The organism is Streptomyces sp. NPDC018833 (assembly GCF_044390825.1).
Lineage (GTDB): Bacteria > Actinomycetota > Actinomycetes > Streptomycetales > Streptomycetaceae > Streptomyces.
Map to the genome: position 1 here is coordinate 214,043 of NZ_JBIRZM010000008.1, position 23,485 is coordinate 237,527.

Here is a 23,485-nt window from a genome sequence, read left to right on the forward strand (position 1 = left end):
CGCCGGCGGGTGCGGAAACTCGAGGGTGGCATGGGGGTCGCCATGTGTGCCGAGTTGGACCCCCCCCCTCGGGGGGTGGGCGGGGGAACCGGCCGTCGGCCGGTCCCGGGGCCCTCCCCATTGCGCCCGGCGGCTCCGCCGCGCAGGGCGGCTGCATCTGGAGCCGGGCTCCGGCCGGAGGTGGTGATGGGGGACGCGGGATCGCCGAAGGGATGAGCGCACGTTGACGGGCCGAGCGCACGCCGGAGTACGGCGGGGGGCCGTGGACCTGCTTGCGCGGCGGATACGGCGAGGGGCCGGGCCCGGCGGATACGGGAGGAGCCCGTGGAGCTGCTTGCGCGGCGGATGTGGCGAGGGCCCGGAACCCAAGGTGTCCCAAGGTGTGGTTCCGGGCCCCTCGCCGTGCCGGGTCAGTCCTTCTTCGGCTCCTCCAGGCGCGGGAACAGCACCGCGCCCTTCGTCACCGTCGTGCCCGCGGGGAGCTTGCCCCACTCGCCCGCTTCCTGGACCCGCTGATCGGCCAGCGCACCCAGGACGGGCTCGGCGCCGAGCGACTCCCACAGCTTCTGGGACGTCTCCGGCATCACCGCGTTCAGCAGGACCGCGACCGCGCGCAGGGAATCGGCGGCGGTGTAGAGGATCGTCGCCAGGCGGGCGCGGCCCTCGTCAGAGGTGTCCTTCGCGACCTTCCACGGCTCCTGCTCCGTGATGTAGCCGTTGACCTGCTTCACGAAGTCGAAGATCGCCAGGATGCCGCCCTGGAAGTCCAGTTCCTCGCCGATCTTCCGGTCGGCTTCGGCGACCGCCTTGGCCAGACCGTCCTGGACGGCCTTCTCGGCGTCCCCGGGGGCGTCGGCGGCGGGCAGGGAGCCCGCGAAGTACTTGCCGACCATCGCCGCCACGCGCGAGGCCAGGTTGCCGTAGTCGTTGGCGAGCTCGGAGGTGTAGCGGGCGCTGAAGTCCTCCCAGGAGAACGAGCCGTCGCTGCCGAAGGCGATCGCGCGCAGGAAGTACCAGCGGTAGGCGTCCACGCCGAAGTGCGAGGTCAGGTCCTGCGGCTTGATGCCGGTCAGGTTCGACTTGGACATCTTCTCGCCGCCGACCATCAGCCAGCCGTTGGCCGCGACCTTGCCGGGCACCGGCAGGCCCTGCGCCATCAGCATGGCGGGCCAGATCACCGCATGGAAGCGGAGGATGTCCTTGCCGACCAGGTGCACGTTCGCCGGGAAGGTCTCCTCGAACTTCGCCGGGTTCTCGTTGTAGCCGACCGCGGTCGCGTAGTTGAGCAGCGCGTCGACCCACACGTAGATGACGTGCTTCTCGTCCCACGGGACCGGGACGCCCCAGTCGAAGGTGGAGCGCGAGATCGACAGGTCCTGGAGGCCCTGCTTGACGAAGTTCACGACCTCGTTGCGCGCGGATTCGGGCTGGATGAAGTCCGGGTTCGCCGCGTAGAGGTCGAGCAGCTTCGGGCCGTACTCGCTGAGCTTGAAGAAGTAGTTCTCCTCCTTGAGGATCTCCACCGGCTTCTTGTGGATCGGGCACAGCTTGGTGCCGTCCTCGGCCTCGATGAGGTCGCCGGGGAGCTTGTACTCCTCACAGCCCACGCAGTAGGGGCCCTCGTACCCGCCCTTGTAGATCTCGCCCTTTTCGTACAGGTCCTGCACGAACTCCTGCACACGATCCGTGTGCCGCTTCTCCGTGGTGCGGATGAAGTCGTCGTTCGCGATGTTCAGGTGCTCCCAGAGGGGCTTCCACGCCTCCTCGACGAGCTTGTCGCACCATGCCTGGGGCGTGACGTTGTTCGCCTCGGCCGTGCGCATGATCTTCTGACCGTGCTCGTCCGTGCCGGTGAGGTACCACACCTTCTCGCCGCGCTGACGGTGCCAGCGGGTGAGCACGTCGCCTGCGACGGTCGTATAGGCGTGGCCCAGGTGAGGAGCGTCGTTGACGTAGTAAATGGGGGTCGAGACGTAGTACGCCTTCGCCCCCTGCTTCTCGGATCCAGTGGCCGCCATGGTCGAAATCCTATCGGCCCGCTGGAGATCAACTCACACGCATAAGGCGCGGGGGTGCGAGGCGGACGCCCGACGGCCGGGCCGCGCGGTGTGCGCGACCCGGCCGTCGGGTGTGGCGTGTGATGCCGGTGACTCAGGGACGCCAGGTCCCGAGGAGCCCCTGGAACACCTCGGCGTCCGGCAGGTCGGCGGGCGCCGGGCCCGCGTGGAAGAAGGCTGCGTTGTCGGCCTGCAGCTTGCGGAGGTAGTCGAACGCCTTGGCGTCGTGCTCGCCGAACGCCACGAACTGCCAGAAGACCGGCTGGGCGGCGGCGGCCGCGAGGGCGGCTGTGGCGGCGGTCTTGGACTCGGGCGCGCCGTCGGTCTGGAAGATCACGAACGCGGGGGCGTCCGTGGCCGCTTTGGCGTGCAGCGCGAGGACCTCCTCGACGGCGAGGTGGTAGTTCGTACGTCCCATACGGCCGAGCCCCGCGTGCAGCTCGTCGACGCGGCCCTCGTGGGCGTCGAGGGTGAGCTCGCCGGTGCCGTCGATCTCGGTCGAGAAGAAGACGACGTCGACCGTGGCACGCTCGTCGAGATGCGCGGCGAGGGCGAGCGCCTGCTCGCCGAGGTGCTGGGCGCTGCCGTCCTTGTAGAAGGGCCGCATGGACCCGGACCGGTCGAGCACGAGATACACCCGCGCGCGGGCACCGGTGAGCCCGGCCTTCTTGAGGGCGGCGCCGGCGGTCTTGTACGCGTCGACGAGCCGGGGAGCGCGGGCCTTGACGCGCGCGAGCGCGGTGGCGGCCTTGCCGCCTTCGGCTGCGGCCCCCGTGCCCTCGTCGGCCGAGGTCACCGCAGCGGCGGTGACCTCCGGCTCGGGGGTGACCTCGGGCGCGGCGGCGTCGGCCGCGGGGGTGGCGGTTTCCGCGGCGATGCTCTCGGCCGCGGCGGGCTCCGCGGGTGCGGCGGGTTCCGCGGGTGCGGCGGCCAGGCGCGTCTCGTCGGCCTGCTCGACCGGGGCAGCCTCGGGCTCCGGGGTGACCTGGTCTGCCGGGGTTTCTTCCGCGGCAGCGGCGTTCGTGGTGGGGTCCTCGTTCTGCGGCTCGACCGCGTCGGCCTCCGGCTCGGGGGCGGTCTCCGGCGCGGCGGTGGTCGTCTCTGCGGCGATGTTCTCGGCCGCGGGAGGGTTGGCGGCGGCCTCAAGTGTCTCGTCGGCCTGCTCGTCGAGGTCGGCCTCCGGCTCGGGGGTGACCTCGTCCGCCGGGGCCTCCTCCGCGGCAGCGTCGGTGTCCGCGGCGACGCTCTCCGCCGCGGCGGTGTCGGCCTCCGGCTCGGGGGCGGTCTCCGGCGCGGCGGTGGTCGTCTCTGCGGTGATGTTCTCGGCCGCGGGAGGGTTGGCGGCGGCCTCAGGTGTCTCGTCGGCCTGCTCGTCGAGGTCGGCCTCCGGCTCGGGGGTGACCTCGTTCGCCGGGGCCTCCTCCGCGGCAGCGGCGTTCGTGGCGGGGGCCTCGTCCTGCGGCTCGACCGCGTCGGCCTCCGGCGCGGGGTCGGCCTCCGGCGCGGCGGCGTCGGCCTCCGTGGCAGCGCTCTCGGCCGGCTCGACCGGGTCCGTGTCGGGCGCGGCGGTGGTGGTCTCCGCAGCGACGCTCTCGGCCGGCTCGACCGGGTCCGTCTCCGGCGTGGCGGGGGCGGTCTCCGTGGTGACGACCTTCGCCGGCTTCGCCGGCTCCGGCGTGGACTGGAGCGGGACCGAGGCGCGGCGTGAGGGCGGGCTGTCGAACGCCGCCGAGACCAGGTCCGACGCCCGGTCCACCGGTGCCTGCGCCGGCACCGTGGCCGGTTCCTTGCGCTCCGTCTGGGCCGGAACGGAGGTCGCCGCCGACTCCTCGTGCCCGGCGCCGTCAGCGCGATCGCGGCCGAACACCTTGCGCAGCAAGCTCCGAATACCCATGGGCGGGCCTTTCGCATGAGTTGGGTGCGGTGACTGTCCGCTCCTGCAGACGTTCCGCCCGGGCAACGCAGGACAGGGCGGACACGTAAGGTTAGCGGCAGCCCGCGGCGGCTTCGGGGAGGGCACCCTCATGCCTCCCCCACACATCCCAACCGTGCCTCGTCCGTGCCGCATTCATCGCCCGTTCACTCTGTGTCCGCCGCCGGGCAGAGCTACGCACCTAACGTCACGGCCGGAATCATTCCGACACCATGTCGGCGCAGGCTGCGCCGAAGGAGGACGAAGTGCGCAAACTGCTGCCGCTGTTGAACGCCGCCCCCCACGCGGGCGGTCGTTCCGCGCTGACCTGCCGCTACCGTTGCGGCGACGCCTGCTTCCACGAGGTCCCCAACACCAGCGACAACGAGTACGTCGGTGACGTCATAGCGAGCGTGCTGTCGCGCCGCTCGATCATGCGCGCCGCCGCCGTCGTCACCGTCGCCGCCGCGGCGGGCGGCGCGGCCGTCGTGCAGGGCGCAGCCCCGGCCACGGCAGCCGGAACCGGCTACCCGCACAAGCCAGGCACGGCCGACGGGGCCCGCGGTCTCCGCTTCGCCCCCGTCGCCCCGAACAATGACGACAAGGTCACCGTCCCCGCGGGCTACGAGCAGAGCATCGTCATCCGCTGGGGCGAGCCCATCCTGCGCGGTGCGCCCGCCTTCGACCCGGACAGGCAGACCGCCGAGGCGCAGGCCGGGCAGTTCGGCTATAACAACGACTTCCTCTCCCTGCTCCCGCTCAAGGGCGAGCGCGGCCGCCAGGTCCTCGTCGCGAACCACGAGTACACGGACGAAGTCCTGATGTTCAAGGGCTACGACCCCGAGAACCCGACCCGCGAGCAGGTCGAGATCGCCTGGGCCGCGCACGGTCTGTCCGTCGTCGTGGTCCAGGAGGAGCACCGCAACGGCAGACTCACCCCCATCACGCGTCACCCGCTCAACCGCCGCCTCACCGCGACGAGCGAGTTCGAGCTCACCGGCCCCGCCGCGGGCTCGCCCCTGCTGCGTACGTCCGCCGATCCGTCCGGCACCACGGTGCTCGGCACGCTGAACAACTGCGCCGGCGGCACCACCCCGTGGGGCACCACGCTGCACGGCGAGGAGAACTTCAACCAGTACTTCGCAGGCGGCTCCAGCGCGACCGACAAGCGCTACGGCATCGCCTCCGGACCCACCGAGCGCAAGTGGGAGCGTTTCGACAAGCGCTTCGACGCGGCGCAGGAGCCGAACGAGTCGCACCGCCACGGCTGGGTCGTCGAACTGGACCCGTACGACCCCGAGTCGACGCCCCGCAAGCGCACCGCGCTCGGCCGCTTCAAGCACGAGGCCGCGCAGCCCCGTCTCACCGACGACGGCCGTCCGGTCGTCTACATGGGTGACGACGAGCGCTTCGACTACTTCTACAAGTTCGTCTCGTCCAAGCGGATGATGAAGGGCGGCGGCCGCGCCGCCCGCGAGCACAACCTCACGCTGCTCGACGAGGGCACGCTGTACGTCGCCAAGCTGACCGGCGACAGCCCGGCCGCGGAGATCGACGGCACCGGCAAGCTGCCGAACGACGGCGAGTTCGACGGCTCCGGCGTGTGGATCCCGCTCGCCACCGGCGACGTCTCGCACGTCCCGGGCATGACCGCCGAGGAGGTGTACGTCTTCACCCGCCTCGCCGGTGACAAGGTCGGCGCCACCAAGATGGACCGCCCCGAGGACGTCGAGCCGAGCCCCCGCACCGGCCGGGTCTACGTCGCGCTCACGAACAACAAGGACCGCGGCGCCGCCGGCAAGGCCGGCGCGGACGAGGCCAACCCGCGCAACAAGAACAAGCACGGCCAGGTCCTGGAGCTGGCCGAGCACTGGGACGACCCGGCGAGCGACGGCTTCGCCTGGCGCCTCTTCCTGGTCGCGGGCGACCCGAACGACCCTGCCACCTACTTCGCCGGTTTCCCCAAGGAGAAGGTCAGCCCCATCTCCTGCCCGGACAACGTCGCCTTCGACCCGTACGGCAACCTGTGGATCTCCACGGACGGCAACGCGCTCGGCTCGCACGACGGCCTGTTCGGTGTGGCGACCCACGGCGAGCGACGCGGTGAGCTCAAGCAGTTCCTGACCGTGCCGACCGGCGCCGAGACCTGTGGCCCGGTCATCCAGGACCGCCGCGTGCTGGTCGCGGTCCAGCACCCGGGCGAGGTCGACGGTGCGTCCGTCGAGAAGCCCGCGAGCGCCTGGCCCGACGGACCGGGCAAGCTCGTGCGCCCGTCGGTCGTCGCCGTCTACCGCAAGGACGGCCGCGGCATCGGCGCGTGACCGTGCGGCGGTTCACGGGGCGGTTCAGGGGGTGGCCCCCACCTGGGTGCGCCACCTCGTGAACTGCTCGGCCGCATCTCCCGTGTACGCCCACGGGAGATGCGCCGCCCGTGTGCCCAGCAGCTGGAAGAGGCCGCAGGCCTCCTGCCGCAGCCCCGCGTAACAGGCTGCGTGCGTCAGGTAGTTGAGCTCCCCGATCTCCTGGGGTGCGACCGGTCCGTCCGTCCGCCACAGGATCCACCGCTCCCAGGTGCGCCGGATCTCCACGACGGCGAGCTCGTGCTTCCAGTGCTGGTCCAGCCCGCGCACCGCCCGTCCCTGGGCGGCGTCGCAGACATGGCGGTACTCCTCCGCGCGCGCGATCTGCACAAGTACCGGCAGCGGCGACCCGGGAGGCGACGCCCCCGCCACGTCCCGCGCGAAGTCGTACATCCTGCCGTGCGTGCCGTGCCAGCGCGCCGAGTGGTAGCGCAGCAGCTGCACATGCCCCTCGACGTTGTACGGGTCGCGCCCGCGCATCTCGTCCCACCAGCGCCGCAGTTCGCGGTGCGGCACCCCGCCCTCGTACAGCCGCGCCACCGTCAGCAGCGAGACCCACGGCATGGGGTCGGCGGGGTGCAGGTCGGCGGCCGCCAGGCAGGACCGCACGGCGAGGTCCAGCCGGTCGCGGTCCACGCCGCCGCCCCGCCCCGCGGCGATGGCCCGGTGGAAGACCCGTACGACCTCCGTCGCCGCGGCGAGGACCGCCGCGTCGGGGCCGGCGGGTTCGGCGGCCCGCCAGATCCCGGTGGCGGACGAGCCGGCCGCGGCGTGGGCCAGCAGCCGTATCCGGTGGGTGCGCAGCCCCCAGTCGTCGCCGGTGTCGCGCAGCAGGTCCCGTACGCCCTGCCAGCGGCCGATAACGATGTCGTCGAGGGCGTCGATGAGCGCTCGGTCCCCGTAGGCGGGATCGAAGTCGGGGACGAAGCGGCGGCGAGCGGCCATGGGCGGCACTTTCCTCGGCGGTTCAGGGACGATCTGGGGGATCCAGGGCGACTGCGGGGATCCACAGGCTCTACGGGGGGCGACGGCCGGTCCGGCGCGGCGATCGGATGAGGTGGGGCAGCGGTCAGTAGTCGGTGGCGAATGCCTTGTCGGCGTAGTCGGTACGGCTGCCCGGCCCCCGGTCCCCGTAGTGGTCGTCGGTGTCGATGGGACGAGTCGCGTCGAGCGGGGCGGGCCGGTAGTAGGAGCTGCCCTTCCGCCAGTAGTGGACCATCGGGACGATGCCGGCGGCGAGCCCGCCGAGGCCGATCGCGATCGACGCCCCGCTCAGCTCGCCCAGTGACTCGAAGAAGATCCACAGCATGAACAGCGCGCCGAACAGCGGCCAGACGCCGCCGAGGACGAAGTCGCGCACCGAGCCGAGCAGCGTCCTGCGGTAGGCCACGACCGCGGCGATGCCCGCGAGAGAGTAGTAGAAGGCGATCTGCAGTCCCATCGCGGCGACCGCGGCGGCGAGCACGTCGCCGATCGAGCCGAGCGCGGCGGACGCCGCGAACATCGTCAGCGCGACGGCGCCGACGACGGCGACCGCGGCCCACGGGGTGTGCCAGCGGCGGTGCGCCCGCCCGAGGACCGGGGGCATGGTGCGGTCCCTGCCCATGGCGAACAGCGACCGCGTCACCTGGATGAGCGTCGTCTCCAGCGTGGCCACGGTGGACAACAGCACGGCGACAACGAGAAGTCTGCCGCCCACTCCGGGCCAGACCGCCTCGCCCAGCGCACCGAGCACCTGGGCGCCGGAGGCCCGGACCTCCTCGGCGGAGAGGAACAGGTTGACCGCGACGGTGAACGCCTCGAAGAGGACGAAGACGATGCCCACACCGATCAGCGCGGCGAGCCCCGCGGTGCGCCGGCTGTCGCGCGTCTCCTCGCTCAGGTTGCTGGTGACGTCCCAGCCCCAGAAGTAGAAGGCGGCGACCAGGGCGCCGGAGGCGAATCCGCCGGTTCCCTCGAAGTGCGAGAAGCCGAACCACGACCAGTCGAAGGCGACACGGCTGCCGCGGTTCACGACGGCCGCGGCGATGAACAGGAGGAGGATGCCCAGTTCGACGCCGGAGAGCAGCAGTTGGGCGCGTACGGTCAGCCGCGCACCGCCGAGCACGACCAGCAGCATCGCGACGAACCAGGCCGCGCCCACGACCGTCGCCAGTGCCGTGTCGTCGGCGAGGTCCTCGTCGATCAGCGCCAGGGTCATCGCGCCGGCCGGTAGTGATCCGGCCACCATGAAGATCGTCGTGGAGACGACCAGCGCCCATCCGGACAGGAAGCCGAGAAAGGGGTGCAGGGTGCGGCCCACCCATGAGTATCCGGCGCCCGCGTTCACGTCGAGGCGGCCGAGCCTGCCGAAGGCCAGGACGATGCCGAACATGGGAATCGCGCAGTACAGCAGGGCCGCCGGTCCCGCGAGACCCACGGTGGCGACGAGGACGGCGGTGGTCGCCGCGATCGAGTAGGCCGGGGCGCTGCCCGCGACCGCCATGACGACGGTGTCGAACGTCCCGAGGACTCCTGGCCGGAGCCCTCTGCCGGAGCTGCTGCGCATGGAAATCTCCGAATGCCCTTGTGCCGCGCGGGAGATGCGGGCACGACAGAAGCGAACACCCGCGTTCGAAGGAGAGCCCTCCGTCAAGGGGAGATCGTGCGCATCGTAGTCGGACGGGTGCGCTGTGGTGAGGGGGTGGGGTGCCGTCCACTTCCGTGCGAGTGCCCCGCGGGGACCTGGAGCCGTAGAGTCGGTGGCATGGCTGCAGAGGTGGCGGACGAGGGAACCGTACGGGTCGACGTCTGGGTCTGGTCGGTACGGCTCACCAAGACCCGCTCGCAGGCCGCCGCGGCCTGCCGGGCGGGCCATGTGCGTGTCAACGGCGAGCGGGTCAAGGCCGCGCAGTCCGTGCGGGTCGGAGACCAGGTGCGGGTGTTCCACGCCGGGCGGGAGCGGCTGGTGGTCGTCTCGAAGATCGTGCGGAAGCGGGTCGGTCCGCCGGTCGCCGTGCAGGCTTACGTGGACAACAGCCCGCCGCCCCCGCCGAAGGAGTTCACCGCTCCCGCGGCCGTACGGGACCGGGGCGCCGGACGCCCGACCAAGCGGGACCGCCGCGAGCTGGAGCGTCTGCAGGGCCACCGGCCGGGATCATGACCTCGGCGCGGGCGAGGCGATCGCCCGCGCAGCCCTGACCTCCTGGCGGAGCGGCTCCAGCACGCCCTTGTCGTCGCCCGGCAGGTCGGCGCGCACCTCCACCAGTTCCTCGCTGGAGCGCAGCCCCTCGGCGAGTTCGCGCAGTTGCCGCTCGATGCCGGTGATCTCCGCGTCGTGCGGCGGCGTGGCCCCGTGGTCCACGCGCACCCGTGCCGCCGTCGTGGCGTCCACGATCCGCTCGACGGCCACGACCAGCGGCCACCAGGCCGCGGCCCTCGCACCCGTCGGCGGCGGCTCGGTCAGCGCCCGCTGGAACTCGGAGCGCACGTTCGACAGGTCCCGGTACAGCCGTCGCCGTCGCCGCACCCGTTCGCCCTGGTCGCCCGGGGCCGACGAGCCGACCCTGCCGAAGGCGCACGCCACATAGTCCGCCGCGTCCTCCACGGCCTGCGCCAGCCGGTCGCCGATGCGGGTGTGCCAGCTCTCCGGCCACAGCAGGTAGCCCGCCACCAGGACGATGGCGCAGCCGATGAGGCTGTCCACGAGCCGGGGCAGCACCAGGTGGAAGCCTTGGTGGTTGAGGACGTCCGACAGCAGGAGGATCACCGGGGTGATCGCCGCGGTCTGGAAGGCGTACCCCTTCGCCGAGAACGCCGGGATCAGCGCGGCGAGGACCATCATCACCGGTACGTCCGCCCAGCCGCGCGGCACGGCGGCGAGGACCGCGGTGGCGACGAGCAGGCCCGCGGCCGTGCCGAGCGCACGCAGCACCGCGCGGGAGAAGACCGAGCCGAAGCCGGGCTTGAGGACGAACGTGACCGTGAGCGCGACCCAGTACGAGCGGGTCAGCGGCACCAGCGAGACGAACGACTGGGCAATGCCGATGCACAGCGCCAGCCGCAGCCCGTACCGCCAGGACTGCTCGGACAGCAGCACGCCGCGCGTCGCCCGGCGGACGCGGACCCCGAGCGCCGCGGGCCGCCCGAGCCGGTCGTCGGCACGGGCGGGATCGGCGTCCGGCCGGTGGACGACCGCGGACGCGTGACGCACGGCGCGCTCGACGGCGCGGTCCGCCGGGCCCTCGGGGGAGGGCAGCACAGCCTCCGGCGCCGTGCGGCGACCGTGCTCCACGGCGTCCGCCAACTCCCGCACGGCGGCGGCGATCTCGGGGCGGCGGGAGGCCCGTCCGTAGCGGTGTGCCGCCGCGGCGGCCTCGACGAGTGGGATGACGACGTTCAGCTGCGCGAGCAGCCGCACCAACGGGCCGCGCCGGCCGTGGTCGTGGGCACGCCGCGCCAGGATCAGGTCGTAGGAGGTGTTGAGGGACTCGGTGACGTCCTGGCGCCGGGCGTCGTAGTCGCTCGTGCCCGCCGCGGCCAGCAGCTCGGCGACGCTGCGGTAGGTCGCGGCCACCGCGGCCACTTCCGGTGCCCGGCCGCGCAGCGGCCAGCCCAGCAGGGTCAGCACGAGCACGAACAGCCCGCCGAGGGTGATCAGCAGCGGGGCCTTCCACCACGGTCCCGGCATCGGCAGGCCGGCGCCCACCACGGCGTTCAACAGGAGCAGCAGACCGGACACCGAGGCGACCGCGCCGATCGAGGAGATCATGCCGGAGACGAGCGCGACCAGCGTGAGCGCGCCGACGGCGGCCCAGCCCTGCCCGTACACGAGCGTGCCGAGCATGATGCCGACCGCGCCGAAGAGCTGGGGGACGGCGATGTTCAGCAGCCGCATCCGGTAGGCGTCGGCCGTGTCGCCGATGACTCCGGACAGCGCACCGATCGAGGTCAGCGCCCCGTACGCGGGCTGGCCGGTCGCGAGGCCCACGGCCAGTGGCGCCGAGAGGGCCACGGCGGCACGGGCGACGGCGGCCCGAGGGACAGGCGCGTCCTGCGGGCGCAGACCGCGGATCAGCCACTCGGGCGGGGTCAGCGCCCGACGCCCCGCGCGCCGGCCCGCCGCTCTCGCCCCGCCCTCGTGCTCCGCCATGGAGTCAACAGACCCGAAGGACCCGCCGTGCGCAAGTGTTGCGATCGTCCCCGGCCTGCACGTCAGCTCTCGTGGTTCTCGGTCTCGTCGGGGGGCATGTCAGCTCTCGTGGTTCTCGGTCTCGTCGGGGGGCATGTCAGCTCTCGTGGTTCTCGGTCTCGTCGGGGGGCATGTCAGCTCTCGTGGTTCTCGGTCTCGTCGGGCGGCATGTCAGCTCTCGTAGTTCTCGACCTCGTCGGGCGGCTGCACCTGCGCCGTGTCGGGGTCGTCGCCGAACTCCGACTTCGCCCGCCGCCGGCGCAGCAGGTCCCAGCACTGGTCGAGGCGGATCTCCAGCTCCTTGAGCCTGGCCTGCTGGTCCGCGTCGAGTCCGCCCTGCTGGATCGAGTGGTCGCGCAGGGCCCGCTCCTCCTCGACGAGTGCGCCGATGTCGTCGATGATCTGCTCGTCGTTCATGCCCACCACCTCCTGCTCACAGGACGAAGACGGCCTTGCCGCGCGCTCCTGCGGCGCGGCTCCGGGCGCGCCGCGTCAGACGCCTTCTCCAGAGGCAGTTCGGCCTCCGGAGGCGTCCGCAGCGAACCGTCGGCCGCCGCGGCGGCGAGCGCGTCGAGCAGAGTCGACGACGGATGCGGCCGGAAGCCGACCCCGTCCACGTCACCGGCGAGCACCCCGCGGTGCCTCGCACCACGTCCCCACTCTCACCCCGCGGGCAGGTCAGCGCACGTCGTGCAGTTCCAGCGCGACGAGCAGGGCCCGGTGGTCGGTGCCGCCCAGGTCGAGGAAGCGCGCGGAGCGCACCGAGAAGTCCTCGCTGACGAGTACATGGTCGATCTGGGCGCCCAGCGGGCGCGGGAGGCCGGCCGGCCAGGACGGGGTACGGGAGGCGCCGGCGAGCCGGGTGCTGTCCCTCAGGCCGCCCGCCCGGAGGATGCCGCGGAAGGCGGCGTGGTCCTGGGTGGCGTTGAAGTCGCCCGCCACGACGGCCGGGCCGTCCCCGGTCGCTGCCGCCCGGTCGCGCAGCAGGCCCAGTTCCCTGCGCCAGTCGGCCAGGGCCTCGGGAACGGGCGGCAGGGGGTGCGCGAGCTGGAGGTCGACGGAGCGGCCCGCGATGTCGGCGGTGGCGGCGGGCATGGCGAGCACGGAGCGGACGCCTGCCGCCGGGGCCAGCGGGTACCTGCTGAGGATCGCCGAGCCCGCGGCGCCGCCCGCCTCGACGACATGGCGGTACGGATAGTCGGCGCGGGAGACACCCGCCGCGAGCGCGTCGGAGCACGCGGCGGTGCATTCCTGGACGAAGACCAGGCCGGGCCGCTCCCGGGCGAGGGTCGCGAGCAGTGCGTCGGTGGCCGCGCCGAACTCGAGGTTCGCCGTGAGGACGTCGACGCGGGCGACGGCCGGTCCGGGCGGCTTCTCGGTCAGGCCGACGTCGTAGGGCCTGACGAACCAGCCGGTCATGGCGAGCACCGCCACCGCCCACGCAATGAGCACGCGGTGGCGGCCCGCCAGGGCCGCCAGCAGCGCGACACCGGCCGGGACCAGCAGCCACGGCAGGAAGGCGAGCAGCTGCGGCACGGGGGTGACGGCGTCGGTGTCCGCGGCGCGGCAGGCGACGACGACGGTCGGCACGATGAGCAGCAGCCCGGCGAACCACGCGCCGCCACGCCGCCGCCCGACTGCGGGGCCCGGTCCGGCGTCGTACGGCCCCGCCGCCGGATTGCTGCCGTCCCCGGGCTCCTGGGTCTCCTGGGTCTCCTGGTCCACGCAGACCTCCGTGCCGCGAGATGTGTCGTCGATCGGGTTTGCAGTTCCGTCTGTCGTGAGGACGTCAGTCTCGCCGACCGCGTTGCCGCTGTCCGGCGGTCACGGGGGCCGACTTGCCGCCCGGCGCGCGCGGGTGTGCTCTGAGAGGAGGACGGGGGTCGGGGTCAGAGGGAAGGAGCTCTGCGCCATGGCCACACAAGCAGCGATGCCGCAGCGACGGCGTCGCCACCGGGCGTCCGGACGACAGCACCACAGCCCGCTCGGTCTGGTACTGCCCGCAGTGCTCGCCTTGACCGTAGGCATCTGGGCCGCGTCCATCGAGCGCTTCGAGAACGGCGGCGTCGCCACCGGCGGTCAATGGGTCCTCGGCGTGGTCGCCGCGGTGGTGATCGGCGCGCTCGCGTTCGGTCTCGGCCGCATCCAGCACGCGCTGCCGCGCGAACTGCGCGCCCTGGCGTACGGGGCGCTGACCGCGGCGACCATCGGCTTCCTGACCAGTCTGGCCGGGGGGAGCGTGCTCCGGGCGGCAGGCATCGGCGTCGCGGTCGGCGCGGGGGTGGGGCTGGTGATGTTCTATTACTACTACACCCATGAGTGAGGCTCAGCGGACCGGAGTTGCCACATGGGTGACCGGGTACGGGAGTTGACGGCGGGCAACTGGCCCACCCGGACATCGCCTGGTCGCTGGGCCGGTCCGCCGTGCTCGTGGTCGTGTTCGGCTCGGTGACGATGCGGCTCTGCAACCGCAACTGAGCGCCCTTGCCGTCCTGCCTTGACCTTCCTCGCGGGGGAAGCTCCAGCATCGGTGCAGCCGGGCGTCCCCGCCCGGTACGAGGAGGAAGGCCGGGGCAGGCATGGGGTTGCTGACCATCGGTGCGTTCGCCCGTGTGTCGCGGCTGTCCGCGAAAACACTGCGGCGCTACGACGAGCTGGGGCTGCTGCCGCCCGCACGCGTCGACCAGTTCACCGGTTACCGCTACTACGACGACGCCCAGGTGGAACGGGCCCGGCTGGTGGCGTGGCTGCGGCGGATCGGGATGCCGCTCGCCCGCGTCGGCCGGGTCTGCGATCTGGCGGAGACGGACAAGGCTGCGGCGGCCCGGGAGATCCGGGCGTACTGGACGCAGGTCGAGTCGGAGACCTCCGCACGCCGGGGCCTGGCCGGCTTCCTCGTGGACCAGCTGTCCGGGAAGGACACCGACACGATGGATCGGATCATCATGCCCCTGGGAATGCACTGCGCGGCCCGCTCGGACCGCGGCCTCGTCCGGGAGGCCGACCAGGACGCCGTGTACGCCGGGACGCGGCTGCTCGCGGTCGCGGACGGCTTCGGCGTCGCGGGTGCCGCCGCGAGCGCGGCGGCGATCGACGCGCTGAAACCGGTGGAGGCCGCGGCGGCGTCGGGGGCCTTGCGGCCCGGCGATCTGCTCAACACCCTTGAGGACGCGGTGCACCGGGCCGACACCACGGTACGTGGACTCCCCGAGTCCGGCACGACGCTGACCGCACTGCTGTGGACCGGCTCCGGTCTGGCCCTGGCGCACATCGGCGACACCCGGGCGTACCTGCTGCGCCGCGGGACGCTCCGGCGCCTCACGAACGACCACACGGTGGTGCAGTCGATGGTCGACGAGGGCAGCCTCGACGAGGCGGAGGCGGCGGGGCATCCCCAACGGGCGATGCTGCTGCGCGCGCTGGACGGCGGCGACGGACGGCCTCGGCCGGACCTGCGCCTCCACGAGGCGAGGGCCGGCGACCGCCTGCTGCTCTGCTCGGACGGCCTGTCGACGACGGTGCCGGAGGCGACCGTACGGCAGTGCCTGACGGCCGCCGCCGCCCCGGAGGCAGCGGTCGACGCCCTGATGGCCCGGGCACACGACGGGGGCGGCGCGGACAACATCGCGTGCGTGGTGGCCGAGGTGATCAGCACGTAACGGCGGGCGGGGCGCCGGGTAACGGCGGCTTGGGCCAACCCGGGCCCCTGCCCCTGGTCCTGCCCGGCCCCTGCCCCTGGCCCTGCCCGGCCCCTGCCCGGGCTCAGGCCATGGCCCATCGCTGGCCCACCGGTTCTGACCCGGGCATCGGCGCTGCGCGGCTCCGTCCTCGCTTCGGCCTGTACGCGGCTACGCCTCGGCGCTGCGCGGCCGCCCCGGCTCGGCCTCAACGCCGGCTCCGTCCTCGGGCCCCGGACCGGCCCGGCGGCCAACCCGAACAGCCACCCTCGTAAGGCCGCGACCCGCAGGCTCCGTCAGGCCGCGTCCTGCTCGCCTCGCACCACTACGACCGGGCAGGGTGCGTGCTGGGCGAGGTGGAGACCGACCGAGCCCAGCAGCGCCGCCTTGAAGCCGCTGTACCCGCGGTCCCCGACGACCAGCAGCGCCGCGCCCTCGGCGCGGTTCATCAGGGCCTGCGCCGGGTTTCCGATCATCACCTTCCGGGTGATCGCCGCGGCTGCCTCGGCGCCGAGCGTCTGCTCCAGCGTGTCGTCGAGGATCTTGGCGGCCATCCCCTCGGGATCGAAGTCGGTGGGCAGGGCGGGCACCATGGCCGCCCAGCCCGCTGCCGGGTACTCCCAGCTCATGACGGCCTCCAGGGCCTCCCCCGTGAGCCCGGCCTGTCGTACGGCCCAGCGCAGGGCCCTGATGGACGGCTCGGAGCCGTCCACTCCTACGACGATCCTGCCCGCCTTCGCCATACCGCCACCTCCGTGGTTCAAGAGCTCGCCACTCGCCTCAGCTCGGACTCGCCTCCAGCCTACGGAGAACCACGCAAAGAGCTGGTAACTAGGCGAAAAGCCCCGCGATGGCCGTTTCCTCGGATGCGCCCTGGGCCGGGACGCCCCCGTAGAGGCCGGCACGCGGGCCGGCTCGCGCCCCGCCCGTGCGATCCGGTCCGGCAGGGTGGCGGTGGGCGCGGCGCCGTGCCCCCCAGTCCTCCGACGCCGCGTACACCGCGGTCGGTACGACCGCGGCCCGCAGGTGGCCCGCCCCTCCTTGCTCCGCGCACGCCGACCCGTCCCCGTACCCTGGGGACGGCCCCGCCGGGGCCGGGACCGAAGGCCGGAGGCTGACATGGGCGGGCACGAGAGCGAAGAGTGGAAGGAACGCGGCGTGGCGCTGCGCGTCTTCGTGTACGTGTTCGTGACCCACCTCTTCGCGGGTTTCGTCTGGCTCCTCTTCTACGTCGGCGAGCACGCCCAGAAGTGACACCGGCCCGGGTCCGGTGTGCGCCGCCCGCCGCGGTCAGCCGGTGCCGGCCGCGCCCGGGAAGAGCCGGCGGAAGGCGTCCGCGGACTCCGTGCCGGAGCGCCCGAACGGCGCGTCGAAGTCCCACACGAGGAACAGCAGGAACGCGATCAGGGCGCTGAACAGTCCGGCGAGCAGCAGCTCCCGGAACGAACGGCCGATCTGCATCGTGAAGATCAGCCCGATGGTGACGACGGCCCCGCTGATCAGGCCGAACCAGACGATGCCCGGCAGCGTCTCTCCGGCGCCCGAGGCCCGGGCGTTGCGCGCGTCCTCGGCGGTGGCCACCTGGTCGAGCATCGGCTGGTACGCCTGTGCCTGGAGCTCGTTCGCAGGCTCGTGCGCGGCCACTGCGGTGCGTACGGTGGCCAGCAGCTCCGTCCCGCGCGGCGACAGCTCCTCGTGGTCGATCATCCGCGGCCACTCCTCCTCGACGACCTCCGTGACATAGGCGTCGACGTTCGCCCGAAGCTCCTCCCGGTAGTCCGCCGGATACACCTGGGCGCGCTGGGTGACCTCGTGCAGCGCTTGCGCCTCGGCCTGTACGGCGTCCTGGGCCGCCCCGCGGGCCTCCCAGACGCCGGCGATGGCGAGGCCGAGCACGATCGCGTACACGACGCCGACCATCATCACCATGTACTCCAGGACGTCGGGTGTCTCCGGCGCCCCGGCCTCCTCCACACCGTCCGGCGTGCTGCGCATCCTTCGTTGGGCGAGGAGCGTGACGACGAGGACGACGGTGCAGGCGGCCGCCATCACGGTGGCCAGGACCAGCCATTCGGACATGGGATCTCCGGTGTGCGGTGAGGGGCTTGCGGGGCGAGGGACGGATCAGGTGCGGCCGCGCCGTCCGGCGGAGCCGGACCGGGGGCGCAGCATGGCCGCGGCGAGCACGGCCGGAATCGTGGTCACCAGCATCAGGACGGTGAGAGGCGTGCCGGTGTCCTGAGGTCTCCGGGAGGCGGGCCGGTAGGTGCGGATGACGACCGCCTCCGCCCGCTGCGGCGGTGCGGCCGCGGGCGGCTCGGGCGGCTCGGGTGGTGCCGGTGGTGCCGGTGGTGCCGGTGGTGCGGAGGGCGCGGCGGGTGACGGGAGTTCGGCCCGGGACGCGGGCGCGGCGGGCGGCGGCTTGGGGGACGGCGGCCGTGGCGACGGCGCAGGGGGTTCCGCCGGCGGGGCGGGCGGCTCGGGAACAGGCGACGGCGTGGGTGGGGGCGTCGCCTCGGTGGGTGACGGTGTCGGCGGCGGGCAGTCGCCCAGGCCGATCGTCACGCCGAGGTGGAGCCCCAAGGGCCACGGGAGGGACACGGACACCGACACGACGGGCGGCGGCTCGTCCGCCTCCGCCCCGGGTGCGGGCGCCGACACCCCGGCCGGCCCGGACACTTTGGGCTCCTCGGACGACAGGGAGCCGATGCCGGCTCCCTGCGTGCCGAGAACGGCCGCGATCCCCAGTGCGCTCACCTGCTGCCAACCCACCACGCCGACACGGTAGAGGTCCGGAACGGGGTTGTATGCCCAAGATCACCCGTATGGCTGATGAAAGCACTATTCGACCGCGAGTGCGACCGGCTCCGGTCGAGCGTGACCGAGCTCATTTTGCACTTTGTTGCAAAAGGCTGGAGCGGCCGCTAGAACTGGGTCCGATGAGTCCGCGCGAGGAGGCGACCCGATGAGTACGAGCACAGCCCGGCCGACCCTTTACCCCCATCTGCTGAGCCCGCTCGACCTTGGGTTCACCACGCTGCCCAACCGGGTGCTGATGGGATCCATGCACGTCGGCCTCGAGGAGGCCGAGAACGGCTTCGCGCGCATGGCCGCCTTCTATGCCGAGCGTGCCCGCGGCGGCGTCGGCCTGATCGTCACCGGCGGCATCGCGCCGAACGACCGCGGCCGTCCGTACGAGGGCGGGGCCAAGCTCACCACCGAGGACGAGGCCGACCAGCACCGCGTCGTCACCGACGCCGTGCACGCCGAGGGCGGCCGGATCGCCATGCAGATCCTGCACTTCGGCCGGTACGCGTACCACCAGGACCTGGTCGCTCCCAGCGCGATACAGGCCCCCATCAGCCCGTTCGTCCCGCACGCGCTCACCGACGCGGAGGTCGAGGAGACGATCGAGGACTTCGTCCGGGCGGCCGTCCTCGCCAGGTCCGCCGGGTACGACGGCGTCGAGATCATGGGCTCCGAGGGCTACTTCATCAACGAGTTCATCGCGAGCTCCACCAACCACCGCACCGACCGCTGGGGCGGCTCGTACGAGAACCGCATCCGACTGCCCCTGGAGATCGTCCGCCGCACCCGTGAGGCGGTCGGCCCCGACTTCATCCTGATCTACCGGCTCTCCATGCTCGACCTGGTGCCCGGCGGCTCCTCGCTGGACGAGGTGATCACCCTCGCCAAGGCCGTCGAGGCGGCCGGTGTCACGATCATCAACACCGGCATCGGCTGGCACGAGGCCCGCATCCCCACCATCGCGACGTCCGTGCCGCGCGGCGCCTACACCTGGGTCACCAAGAAGCTGATGGGCGAGGTGTCCGTCCCGCTGGTGACCAGCAACCGCATCAACACCCCCGAAGTGGCCGAGCAGTTGCTCGCCGACGGGCGCGCGGACATGGTCTCGATGGCGCGGCCCTTCCTCGCCGACCCCGCGTTCGTGGCCAAGGCGCGGGCCGGCCGGCCGGAGCAGATCAACACCTGTATCGGCTGCAACCAGGCCTGCCTCGACCACACCTTCAGCCTCAAGATCACCTCCTGCCTGGTCAATCCGCGCGCCTGCCACGAGACCGAGCTCGTCCTCGCCCCCACCCGACGGGCCAAGCGCGTCGCCGTCGTCGGTGCCGGCCCCGCCGGCCTGGCCTGTGCCGTCTCCGCCGCCGAACGCGGCCACGCCGTGACCCTGTTCGACGCGGCCGACGAGATCGGCGGCCAGCTGAACGTCGCCAAGCGCGTACCCGGCAAGGAGGAGTTCGACGAGACCCTGCGCTACTTCCGCACCCAGCTGGAGCTCCGCGGTGTCGAGGTGCGCCTCGGCACCCGTGTCGCCGCGGCCGACCTGTCGGCGCAGGACTACGACGAGGTCGTGGTCGCCACCGGTGTGTCCCCGCGGATTCCCGAGATCGAGGGAATCGACCATCCGAGCGTCGTCAGCTACCTCGACGTCCTGCGCGACGGCGCGCCGGTCGGCGAGCGCGTCGCGGTCGTCGGCGCGGGCGGCATCGGCTTCGACGTCGCCGAGTACCTGACCGACGGCGGCGAGGGCGCGAGCCTGGACGCCGAGACGTACTTCCGCCAGTGGGGCGTCGACATGGCCTACGCCGCCCCCGGCGGCCTGACCGCGCCCAAGCGCCCGGCCCCGCCGCGCGCCGTGCACCTGCTCCAGCGCAAGACGAGCAAGGTCGGCGCCGGACTCGGCAAGACGACGGGCTGGATCCACCGCACGGAGCTCAAGCACCGCGGGGTGACGATGACGGCCGGTGTGACCTACGAGCGGATCGACGACGAGGGCCTGCACATCAGCGTCGACGGCACGGCCTCCGTCCTGCCGGTCGACACAGTGGTGCTCTGCACCGGCCAGGAGCCGCAGCGCTCGCTGTACGAGGAGCTGTCCGCGGCCGGCCGCAGCGTCCACCTCATCGGCGGCGCGGACGTGGCCGCCGAGCTGGACGCGAAGCGCGCCATCGACCAGGGCACCCGGCTGGCCGCCGACCTGTGATCTCCCGCGTCGGGGTCTGCCTCGGGATGCGGCCGCAGCCTTGTCACAGGGCTCGCATACGATGCGCACGACATTTATAAGGCTCACGTAAGAGGATGTACGCGTCATGGCAGTCCGCACCTCGTCCCGTCCCCGCCTGCGCGGTATATCCGCCGTCGTCGCCCTGCTCGCGGTGGGTGCGGTGGGCTGCTCCGATGTCGTGGAGAGCGCCAAGGACGGTGCGGAGAAGGTGGCTCGCCAGCGGTCGGTGTTCCAGCTCAACACCGGGGACTGCTACAACCCGAACGGCAAGGCGGCCGAGGGCGAGACGTTCAGCATCGAGATGGTGCCCTGCGGCGAGCCGCACCAGGGTCAGGTCGTCGGCGAGTTCACCCTCGACGAAGGGAAGACGTTTCCCGGCAACGACGCGATCTGGGCGATCGCCGACGAGCGGTGCCCGGCCGAGGCGGCGAAGTTCGCCCCGGACACCTGGGCACTCCCCAAGGGTGTCGAGATCTTCTACTACACGCCGACCAAGGAGAGCTGGTCGACGGGTGACCGCGCCGTGAGCTGCACCTACACCAAGGAGAAGGGCACCTTCGCCGGCTCGCTGAAGGGCAGCGGGGAAAAGCCCGAGCAGACCGCGTACCTCACGGGGGCGAACGCCGTCTACGAGGCCCTGTGGACGAACCAGCCCGAGGCGGAGAACGTCGAGGACGACCTCGACGGTTACAAGGCGCAGGCCAAGGCGGTCGCCGCTGCCCTCGACGCGCACCTCAAGGGCCTTCAGGGCATCGAGGGCACGGAGACCGGCAAGCTCCGCGCGCAGCTGGAGAAGACCGCAGGCCAATGGAAGAAGGCCGCGAACGCGGCCGACTCCGACGCGTTCTACATCGCCTACGACCCGGCCTTCACCGGCCTCGACCCGAACAAGACGATCGCCGCCCGCAAGGAACTGGGCCTGGCCACCACCGTCCCGGCCGACGACGCCGAGGTCTGGGCGGGCTGACGCCCTGCGGAGCGCGCGGGGGCCGCGCTCACCGAGACGCCTCTCCCGCCGCCCGGCCCGTACGCAGGCCGGGCGGCGGAACCGCCGTGGCGAGGCGAGTCCTACGATGCGGCCATGTCCCTGCCGCATGCCATCCTCACGGCCCTGCTCGAAAAGCCCTCGTCGGGCCTGGAGCTGACGCGCCGGTTCGACCGGTCGATCGGCTACTTCTGGTCGGCGACCCACCAGCAGATCTACCGCGAGCTGGGAAAGCTGGAGAAGGCGGGCCACATCAGGGCGCTGCCGTCCGTCCAGCCGACCCGCGGGCAGAAGAAGGAGTACGAGGTCCTGCCCGCGGGCCGCGAGGAACTGGCCGCCTGGACGGCCCGCCCCGAGGACCCCAAGACCGTGCGCGACCCGCTGCTGCTGCGCCTGCGCGCTTCGGCGGTGGTGGGCGGGGCGGGGATGGCGCAGGAGCTCGTCCGCCATCTTCGGTTGCACCGCGCCCAGTTGGCGGACTACGAGGCGATCGAGGAGCGCGACTTCCCGCCGGAGCGCCGGATCACCCACGAGGACCGGCTGCGCCATGTCGTCCTGCGGGCGGGCATCGAACTGGAGACGTTCTGGACGAAGTGGCTGACGGACACCCTGGCGGAACTCTCCCCGGGCCCCGACCGGCCCCCGTCCCGAGGCGACGCGTCCGGCCGCCCCACGTCCTGAGACCGGACCGCGCGGCGCATGGTCCCGTACGGCGACCCGGCCGGCCTCGGTCCCCACGCCTCGCCCGGCTCGGCCGCCCCCGTGGCCGGAGGCCGCGCCATGCGGCGGGCGTTGAGCGGCTTCCCGCCCCGCGCGTGCTTCGCGCCCCGGTCGGACGCGTTGCGGATGCGGGGCCCGGGGACCCGTGAGAACGTCGCGGCGTGGCTGATTCACTGATCGCCGCCTGCTGTGCGGCAGCGCTCGTCCTGCTCGCGAGGTCTGTCCTCGGCCTGCGCCGCGCCGGCGGCACCGACCCCTCCGCCGAGGCGCGCTCGGTGACCCTCGCCCTCTACGGCGGCGCGGTCGCCGTCGTGACGCTCGGGCTGTTCATCACGCTGACCTGAAGCCGGCCGGACCGCTCACAGCCAGCCGTTGCGGCGGAAGCCGCGGTGGATGACCACGCAGGCGACCGCCATCGCGGCGAGGACGAGCGGATAGCCGTAGGTCCAGCGCAGTTCCGGCATGTGCGTGAAGTTCATGCCGTACACCCCGCAGACCATGGTCGGTACGGCGATGATCGCCGCCCATGCCGTGATCTTGCGCATGTCCTCGTTCTGGGCGACGGTCACCTGGGCGAGATGCGCCTGGAGGATCGAGTCGAGCAGTCCGTCGAAGGCGTTGATCTGCTCGCACGTACGGGCCAGGTGGTCGGCGACGTCGCGGAAGTAGGGCTGGATGCTCTCCCCGATCGGCGGCAGGGGAGCCGTGGCCAGCGTCCGCAGGGGTCGCTCCAGTGGTGTCACTGCCCGCTTGAGCTCCAGGAGCTCGCGCTTGAGCTGGTAGATGCGCCCGGCGTCGCCGCGGCCGGCGTGCTCGCTGAAGACGGCGGTCTCGACGGCGTCCACGTCGTTCTGCAGCGCGTCGGCGGCGGCCAGGTAGTCGTCGACGACGTGGTCGGCTATCGCGTGCAGTACGGCGGCCGGGCCCTTGGCCAACTGCTCGGGCGAGGCCTCCAGTTCCTCCCGCAGCGGGCCCAGCGAGCCGTGCCCGCCGTGCCTGACCGTGATCACGAAGTCGGCGCCGGTGAAGACCGCGAGCTCGCCCGTGTCCACGACCTCGCTCGTGGCGGTCAGTTCCTCGTGCTCGACGTAGCGGCAGGTCTTGAACACGGCGAACAGCGTCCCCGGCCCGTCCGGGTCGTCGTAGCGCTGCACCTTGGGACGCTGATGAGGGCGGACCGCGTCGTCTACGGCGAGCGGATGGAGCCGGAACCGCTCGGCGAGGGAGGTGAGTTCGGCCTCGGTCGGCTCGTGCAGGCCGATCCACACGAACCCGCGGCCGGACGTGCGCGCCCGGCGCAGTGCCTCGTCGGCCGTGTACGGGCCTGGCCGGCGCTTCCCGTCCTCGTACAGCACGCAGTTGACCACCGAGCTGCCGAGCGGCGACCTGGCGGGGTGGCTGAGGTCGACGGTGCGCCGGTAGGCGCGGTGCACCACGCGGCGCAGGCGGCGGATCATCGGCACGACGGGGCCCTTCTCGGCGGCGATGGGCCAGTGTGCCATTCGCGGCCACGCGCAGCCGTGGCCGGGGGTTAGCCCGACGAGTTCATGACATGACTGGGCGGGCATCACCCCC

Annotated in this window: 20 protein-coding genes; 9 read left to right on the plus strand and 11 right to left on the minus strand. The window is 72.6% G+C overall.

Annotation, left to right across the window (positions count from 1 at the left end; genetic code table 11):
• Positions 1-410: 410 nt before the first annotated feature.
• Together metG and ACH5AF_RS18680 are read right to left on the minus strand one after the other, a co-directional pair.
• The gene (gene metG / locus ACH5AF_RS18675; RefSeq protein WP_398902721.1) at positions 411-2,018 is read right to left on the minus strand and encodes a methionine--tRNA ligase; all 1,608 of its coding nucleotides are present in this window, start codon (positions 2,016-2,018) and stop codon (positions 411-413) included.
• 133 nt (positions 2,019-2,151) lie between these two features.
• Positions 2,152-3,951 carry a VWA domain-containing protein gene (locus ACH5AF_RS18680; RefSeq protein WP_398902722.1) on the minus strand — a complete coding sequence of 600 codons (1,800 nt, stop codon included), beginning with the start codon at positions 3,949-3,951 and terminating at the stop codon, positions 2,152-2,154.
• Positions 3,952-4,235: 284 nt separating this feature from the next.
• On the opposite strand from ACH5AF_RS18680, the gene ACH5AF_RS18685 reads away from it, so the two are divergent.
• Complete coding sequence (locus ACH5AF_RS18685; protein ID WP_398902723.1) at positions 4,236-6,290, plus strand: PhoX family protein; 2,055 nt, start codon at positions 4,236-4,238, stop codon at positions 6,288-6,290.
• Between the two features lie 24 nt (positions 6,291-6,314).
• Here the strand turns inward: ACH5AF_RS18685 and ACH5AF_RS18690 are convergent, their stop codons facing one another.
• Together ACH5AF_RS18690 and ACH5AF_RS18695 are read right to left on the minus strand one after the other, a co-directional pair.
• On the minus strand, positions 6,315-7,274 hold the full coding sequence (locus ACH5AF_RS18690) for a hypothetical protein (protein ID WP_398902724.1): 960 nt from the start codon (positions 7,272-7,274) through the stop codon (positions 6,315-6,317).
• Between the two features lie 124 nt (positions 7,275-7,398).
• Positions 7,399-8,877, minus strand: a complete 1,479-nt coding sequence (locus ACH5AF_RS18695) for an APC family permease (protein WP_398902725.1) — start codon at positions 8,875-8,877, stop codon at positions 7,399-7,401.
• Between the two features lie 198 nt (positions 8,878-9,075).
• Here ACH5AF_RS18695 and ACH5AF_RS18700 point away from each other — a divergent pair, with 198 nt between their 5' ends.
• Entirely contained in the window at positions 9,076-9,471 is a 396-nt protein-coding gene (locus ACH5AF_RS18700; protein WP_398902726.1) for an RNA-binding S4 domain-containing protein, read from the plus strand.
• On the opposite strand, the gene ACH5AF_RS18705 is transcribed toward ACH5AF_RS18700, so the two are convergent.
• From ACH5AF_RS18705 to ACH5AF_RS18715, 3 genes are all read right to left on the minus strand, one after another.
• Entirely contained in the window at positions 9,466-11,460 is a 1,995-nt protein-coding gene (locus ACH5AF_RS18705) for an FUSC family protein (protein ID WP_398902727.1), read from the minus strand. The genes ACH5AF_RS18700 and ACH5AF_RS18705 overlap by 6 nt on opposite strands.
• Positions 11,461-11,670: 210 nt before the next feature.
• Entirely contained in the window at positions 11,671-11,916 is a 246-nt protein-coding gene (locus tag ACH5AF_RS18710) for a DUF2630 family protein (RefSeq protein WP_398902728.1), read from the minus strand.
• A 261-nt stretch (positions 11,917-12,177) separates the two neighbouring features.
• The gene (locus ACH5AF_RS18715; RefSeq protein ID WP_398902729.1) at positions 12,178-13,224 is read right to left on the minus strand and encodes an endonuclease/exonuclease/phosphatase family protein; all 1,047 of its coding nucleotides are present in this window, start codon (positions 13,222-13,224) and stop codon (positions 12,178-12,180) included.
• Between the two features lie 187 nt (positions 13,225-13,411).
• Here ACH5AF_RS18715 and ACH5AF_RS18720 point away from each other — a divergent pair, with 187 nt between their 5' ends.
• Both ACH5AF_RS18720 and ACH5AF_RS18725 read left to right on the plus strand, forming a co-directional pair.
• Positions 13,412-13,822, plus strand: a complete 411-nt coding sequence (locus ACH5AF_RS18720) for a hypothetical protein (protein ID WP_398902730.1) — start codon at positions 13,412-13,414, stop codon at positions 13,820-13,822.
• A gap of 256 nt (positions 13,823-14,078) precedes the next feature.
• A complete protein-coding gene (locus ACH5AF_RS18725; protein ID WP_398902731.1) occupies positions 14,079-15,158 on the plus strand; it encodes a MerR family transcriptional regulator in 1,080 nt (359 codons plus the stop codon).
• Positions 15,159-15,472: 314 nt separating this feature from the next.
• Here ACH5AF_RS18725 and ACH5AF_RS18730 read toward each other — a convergent pair whose 3' ends face one another.
• A complete protein-coding gene (locus tag ACH5AF_RS18730) occupies positions 15,473-15,919 on the minus strand; it encodes a universal stress protein (protein ID WP_398902732.1) in 447 nt (148 codons plus the stop codon).
• A 376-nt stretch (positions 15,920-16,295) separates the two neighbouring features.
• Here ACH5AF_RS18730 and ACH5AF_RS18735 point away from each other — a divergent pair, with 376 nt between their 5' ends.
• Complete coding sequence (locus tag ACH5AF_RS18735; protein WP_398902733.1) at positions 16,296-16,430, plus strand: DUF6126 family protein; 135 nt, start codon at positions 16,296-16,298, stop codon at positions 16,428-16,430.
• A gap of 36 nt (positions 16,431-16,466) precedes the next feature.
• Here ACH5AF_RS18735 and ACH5AF_RS18740 read toward each other — a convergent pair whose 3' ends face one another.
• Together ACH5AF_RS18740 and ACH5AF_RS18745 are read right to left on the minus strand one after the other, a co-directional pair.
• Positions 16,467-17,255, minus strand: a complete 789-nt coding sequence (locus ACH5AF_RS18740) for a DUF4239 domain-containing protein (RefSeq protein WP_398902734.1) — start codon at positions 17,253-17,255, stop codon at positions 16,467-16,469.
• Between the two features lie 45 nt (positions 17,256-17,300).
• Positions 17,301-17,951 carry a hypothetical protein gene (locus ACH5AF_RS18745; protein WP_398902735.1) on the minus strand — a complete coding sequence of 217 codons (651 nt, stop codon included), beginning with the start codon at positions 17,949-17,951 and terminating at the stop codon, positions 17,301-17,303.
• A 190-nt stretch (positions 17,952-18,141) separates the two neighbouring features.
• Between ACH5AF_RS18745 and ACH5AF_RS18750 the strand changes: the two genes are divergently transcribed.
• The 4 genes from ACH5AF_RS18750 to ACH5AF_RS18765 all read left to right on the plus strand — a co-directional run bounded on the left by ACH5AF_RS18750 (position 18,142) and on the right by ACH5AF_RS18765 (position 22,254).
• Positions 18,142-20,184, plus strand: a complete 2,043-nt coding sequence (locus ACH5AF_RS18750) for an FAD-dependent oxidoreductase (RefSeq protein ID WP_398902736.1) — start codon at positions 18,142-18,144, stop codon at positions 20,182-20,184.
• A gap of 106 nt (positions 20,185-20,290) precedes the next feature.
• Positions 20,291-21,172 carry a septum formation family protein gene (locus tag ACH5AF_RS18755; protein WP_398902737.1) on the plus strand — a complete coding sequence of 294 codons (882 nt, stop codon included), beginning with the start codon at positions 20,291-20,293 and terminating at the stop codon, positions 21,170-21,172.
• 114 nt (positions 21,173-21,286) lie between these two features.
• Positions 21,287-21,871 (plus strand): PadR family transcriptional regulator, encoded by a 585-nt coding sequence (locus ACH5AF_RS18760; RefSeq protein WP_398902738.1) that lies wholly within the window; start codon positions 21,287-21,289, stop codon positions 21,869-21,871.
• A gap of 200 nt (positions 21,872-22,071) precedes the next feature.
• On the plus strand, positions 22,072-22,254 hold the full coding sequence (locus ACH5AF_RS18765) for a hypothetical protein (RefSeq protein ID WP_398902739.1): 183 nt from the start codon (positions 22,072-22,074) through the stop codon (positions 22,252-22,254).
• A gap of 15 nt (positions 22,255-22,269) precedes the next feature.
• Here ACH5AF_RS18765 and ACH5AF_RS18770 read toward each other — a convergent pair whose 3' ends face one another.
• The gene (locus tag ACH5AF_RS18770; protein WP_398902800.1) at positions 22,270-23,367 is read right to left on the minus strand and encodes a magnesium and cobalt transport protein CorA; all 1,098 of its coding nucleotides are present in this window, start codon (positions 23,365-23,367) and stop codon (positions 22,270-22,272) included.
• Positions 23,368-23,485: the final 118 nt, after the last annotated feature.

Bases quoted from the DNA above. Each gene is read 5' to 3' on its own strand.
- ACH5AF_RS18695 (WP_398902725.1), bottom strand. From the start codon at position 8,877: ATGCGCAGCAGCTCCGGCAGAGGGCTCCGGCCAGGAGTCCTCGGGACG.
- ACH5AF_RS18725 (WP_398902731.1), top strand. From the start codon at position 14,079: ATGGGGTTGCTGACCATCGGTGCGTTCGCCCGTGTGTCGCGGCTGTCC.
- ACH5AF_RS18730 (WP_398902732.1), bottom strand. From the start codon at position 15,919: ATGGCGAAGGCGGGCAGGATCGTCGTAGGAGTGGACGGCTCCGAGCCG.
- ACH5AF_RS18720 (WP_398902730.1), top strand. From the start codon at position 13,412: ATGGCCACACAAGCAGCGATGCCGCAGCGACGGCGTCGCCACCGGGCG.
- ACH5AF_RS18760 (WP_398902738.1), top strand. From the start codon at position 21,287: ATGTCCCTGCCGCATGCCATCCTCACGGCCCTGCTCGAAAAGCCCTCG.
- ACH5AF_RS18710 (WP_398902728.1), bottom strand. From the start codon at position 11,916: ATGAACGACGAGCAGATCATCGACGACATCGGCGCACTCGTCGAGGAG.
- ACH5AF_RS18680 (WP_398902722.1), bottom strand. From the start codon at position 3,951: ATGGGTATTCGGAGCTTGCTGCGCAAGGTGTTCGGCCGCGATCGCGCT.
- ACH5AF_RS18740 (WP_398902734.1), bottom strand. From the start codon at position 17,255: ATGTCCGAATGGCTGGTCCTGGCCACCGTGATGGCGGCCGCCTGCACC.
- ACH5AF_RS18750 (WP_398902736.1), top strand. From the start codon at position 18,142: ATGAGTACGAGCACAGCCCGGCCGACCCTTTACCCCCATCTGCTGAGC.
- ACH5AF_RS18700 (WP_398902726.1), top strand. From the start codon at position 9,076: ATGGCTGCAGAGGTGGCGGACGAGGGAACCGTACGGGTCGACGTCTGG.
- ACH5AF_RS18735 (WP_398902733.1), top strand. From the start codon at position 16,296: ATGGGCGGGCACGAGAGCGAAGAGTGGAAGGAACGCGGCGTGGCGCTG.
- ACH5AF_RS18690 (WP_398902724.1), bottom strand. From the start codon at position 7,274: ATGGCCGCTCGCCGCCGCTTCGTCCCCGACTTCGATCCCGCCTACGGG.
- ACH5AF_RS18705 (WP_398902727.1), bottom strand. From the start codon at position 11,460: ATGGCGGAGCACGAGGGCGGGGCGAGAGCGGCGGGCCGGCGCGCGGGG.
- metG (WP_398902721.1), bottom strand. From the start codon at position 2,018: ATGGCGGCCACTGGATCCGAGAAGCAGGGGGCGAAGGCGTACTACGTC.
- ACH5AF_RS18755 (WP_398902737.1), top strand. From the start codon at position 20,291: ATGGCAGTCCGCACCTCGTCCCGTCCCCGCCTGCGCGGTATATCCGCC.
- ACH5AF_RS18770 (WP_398902800.1), bottom strand. From the start codon at position 23,367: ATGATCCGCCGCCTGCGCCGCGTGGTGCACCGCGCCTACCGGCGCACC.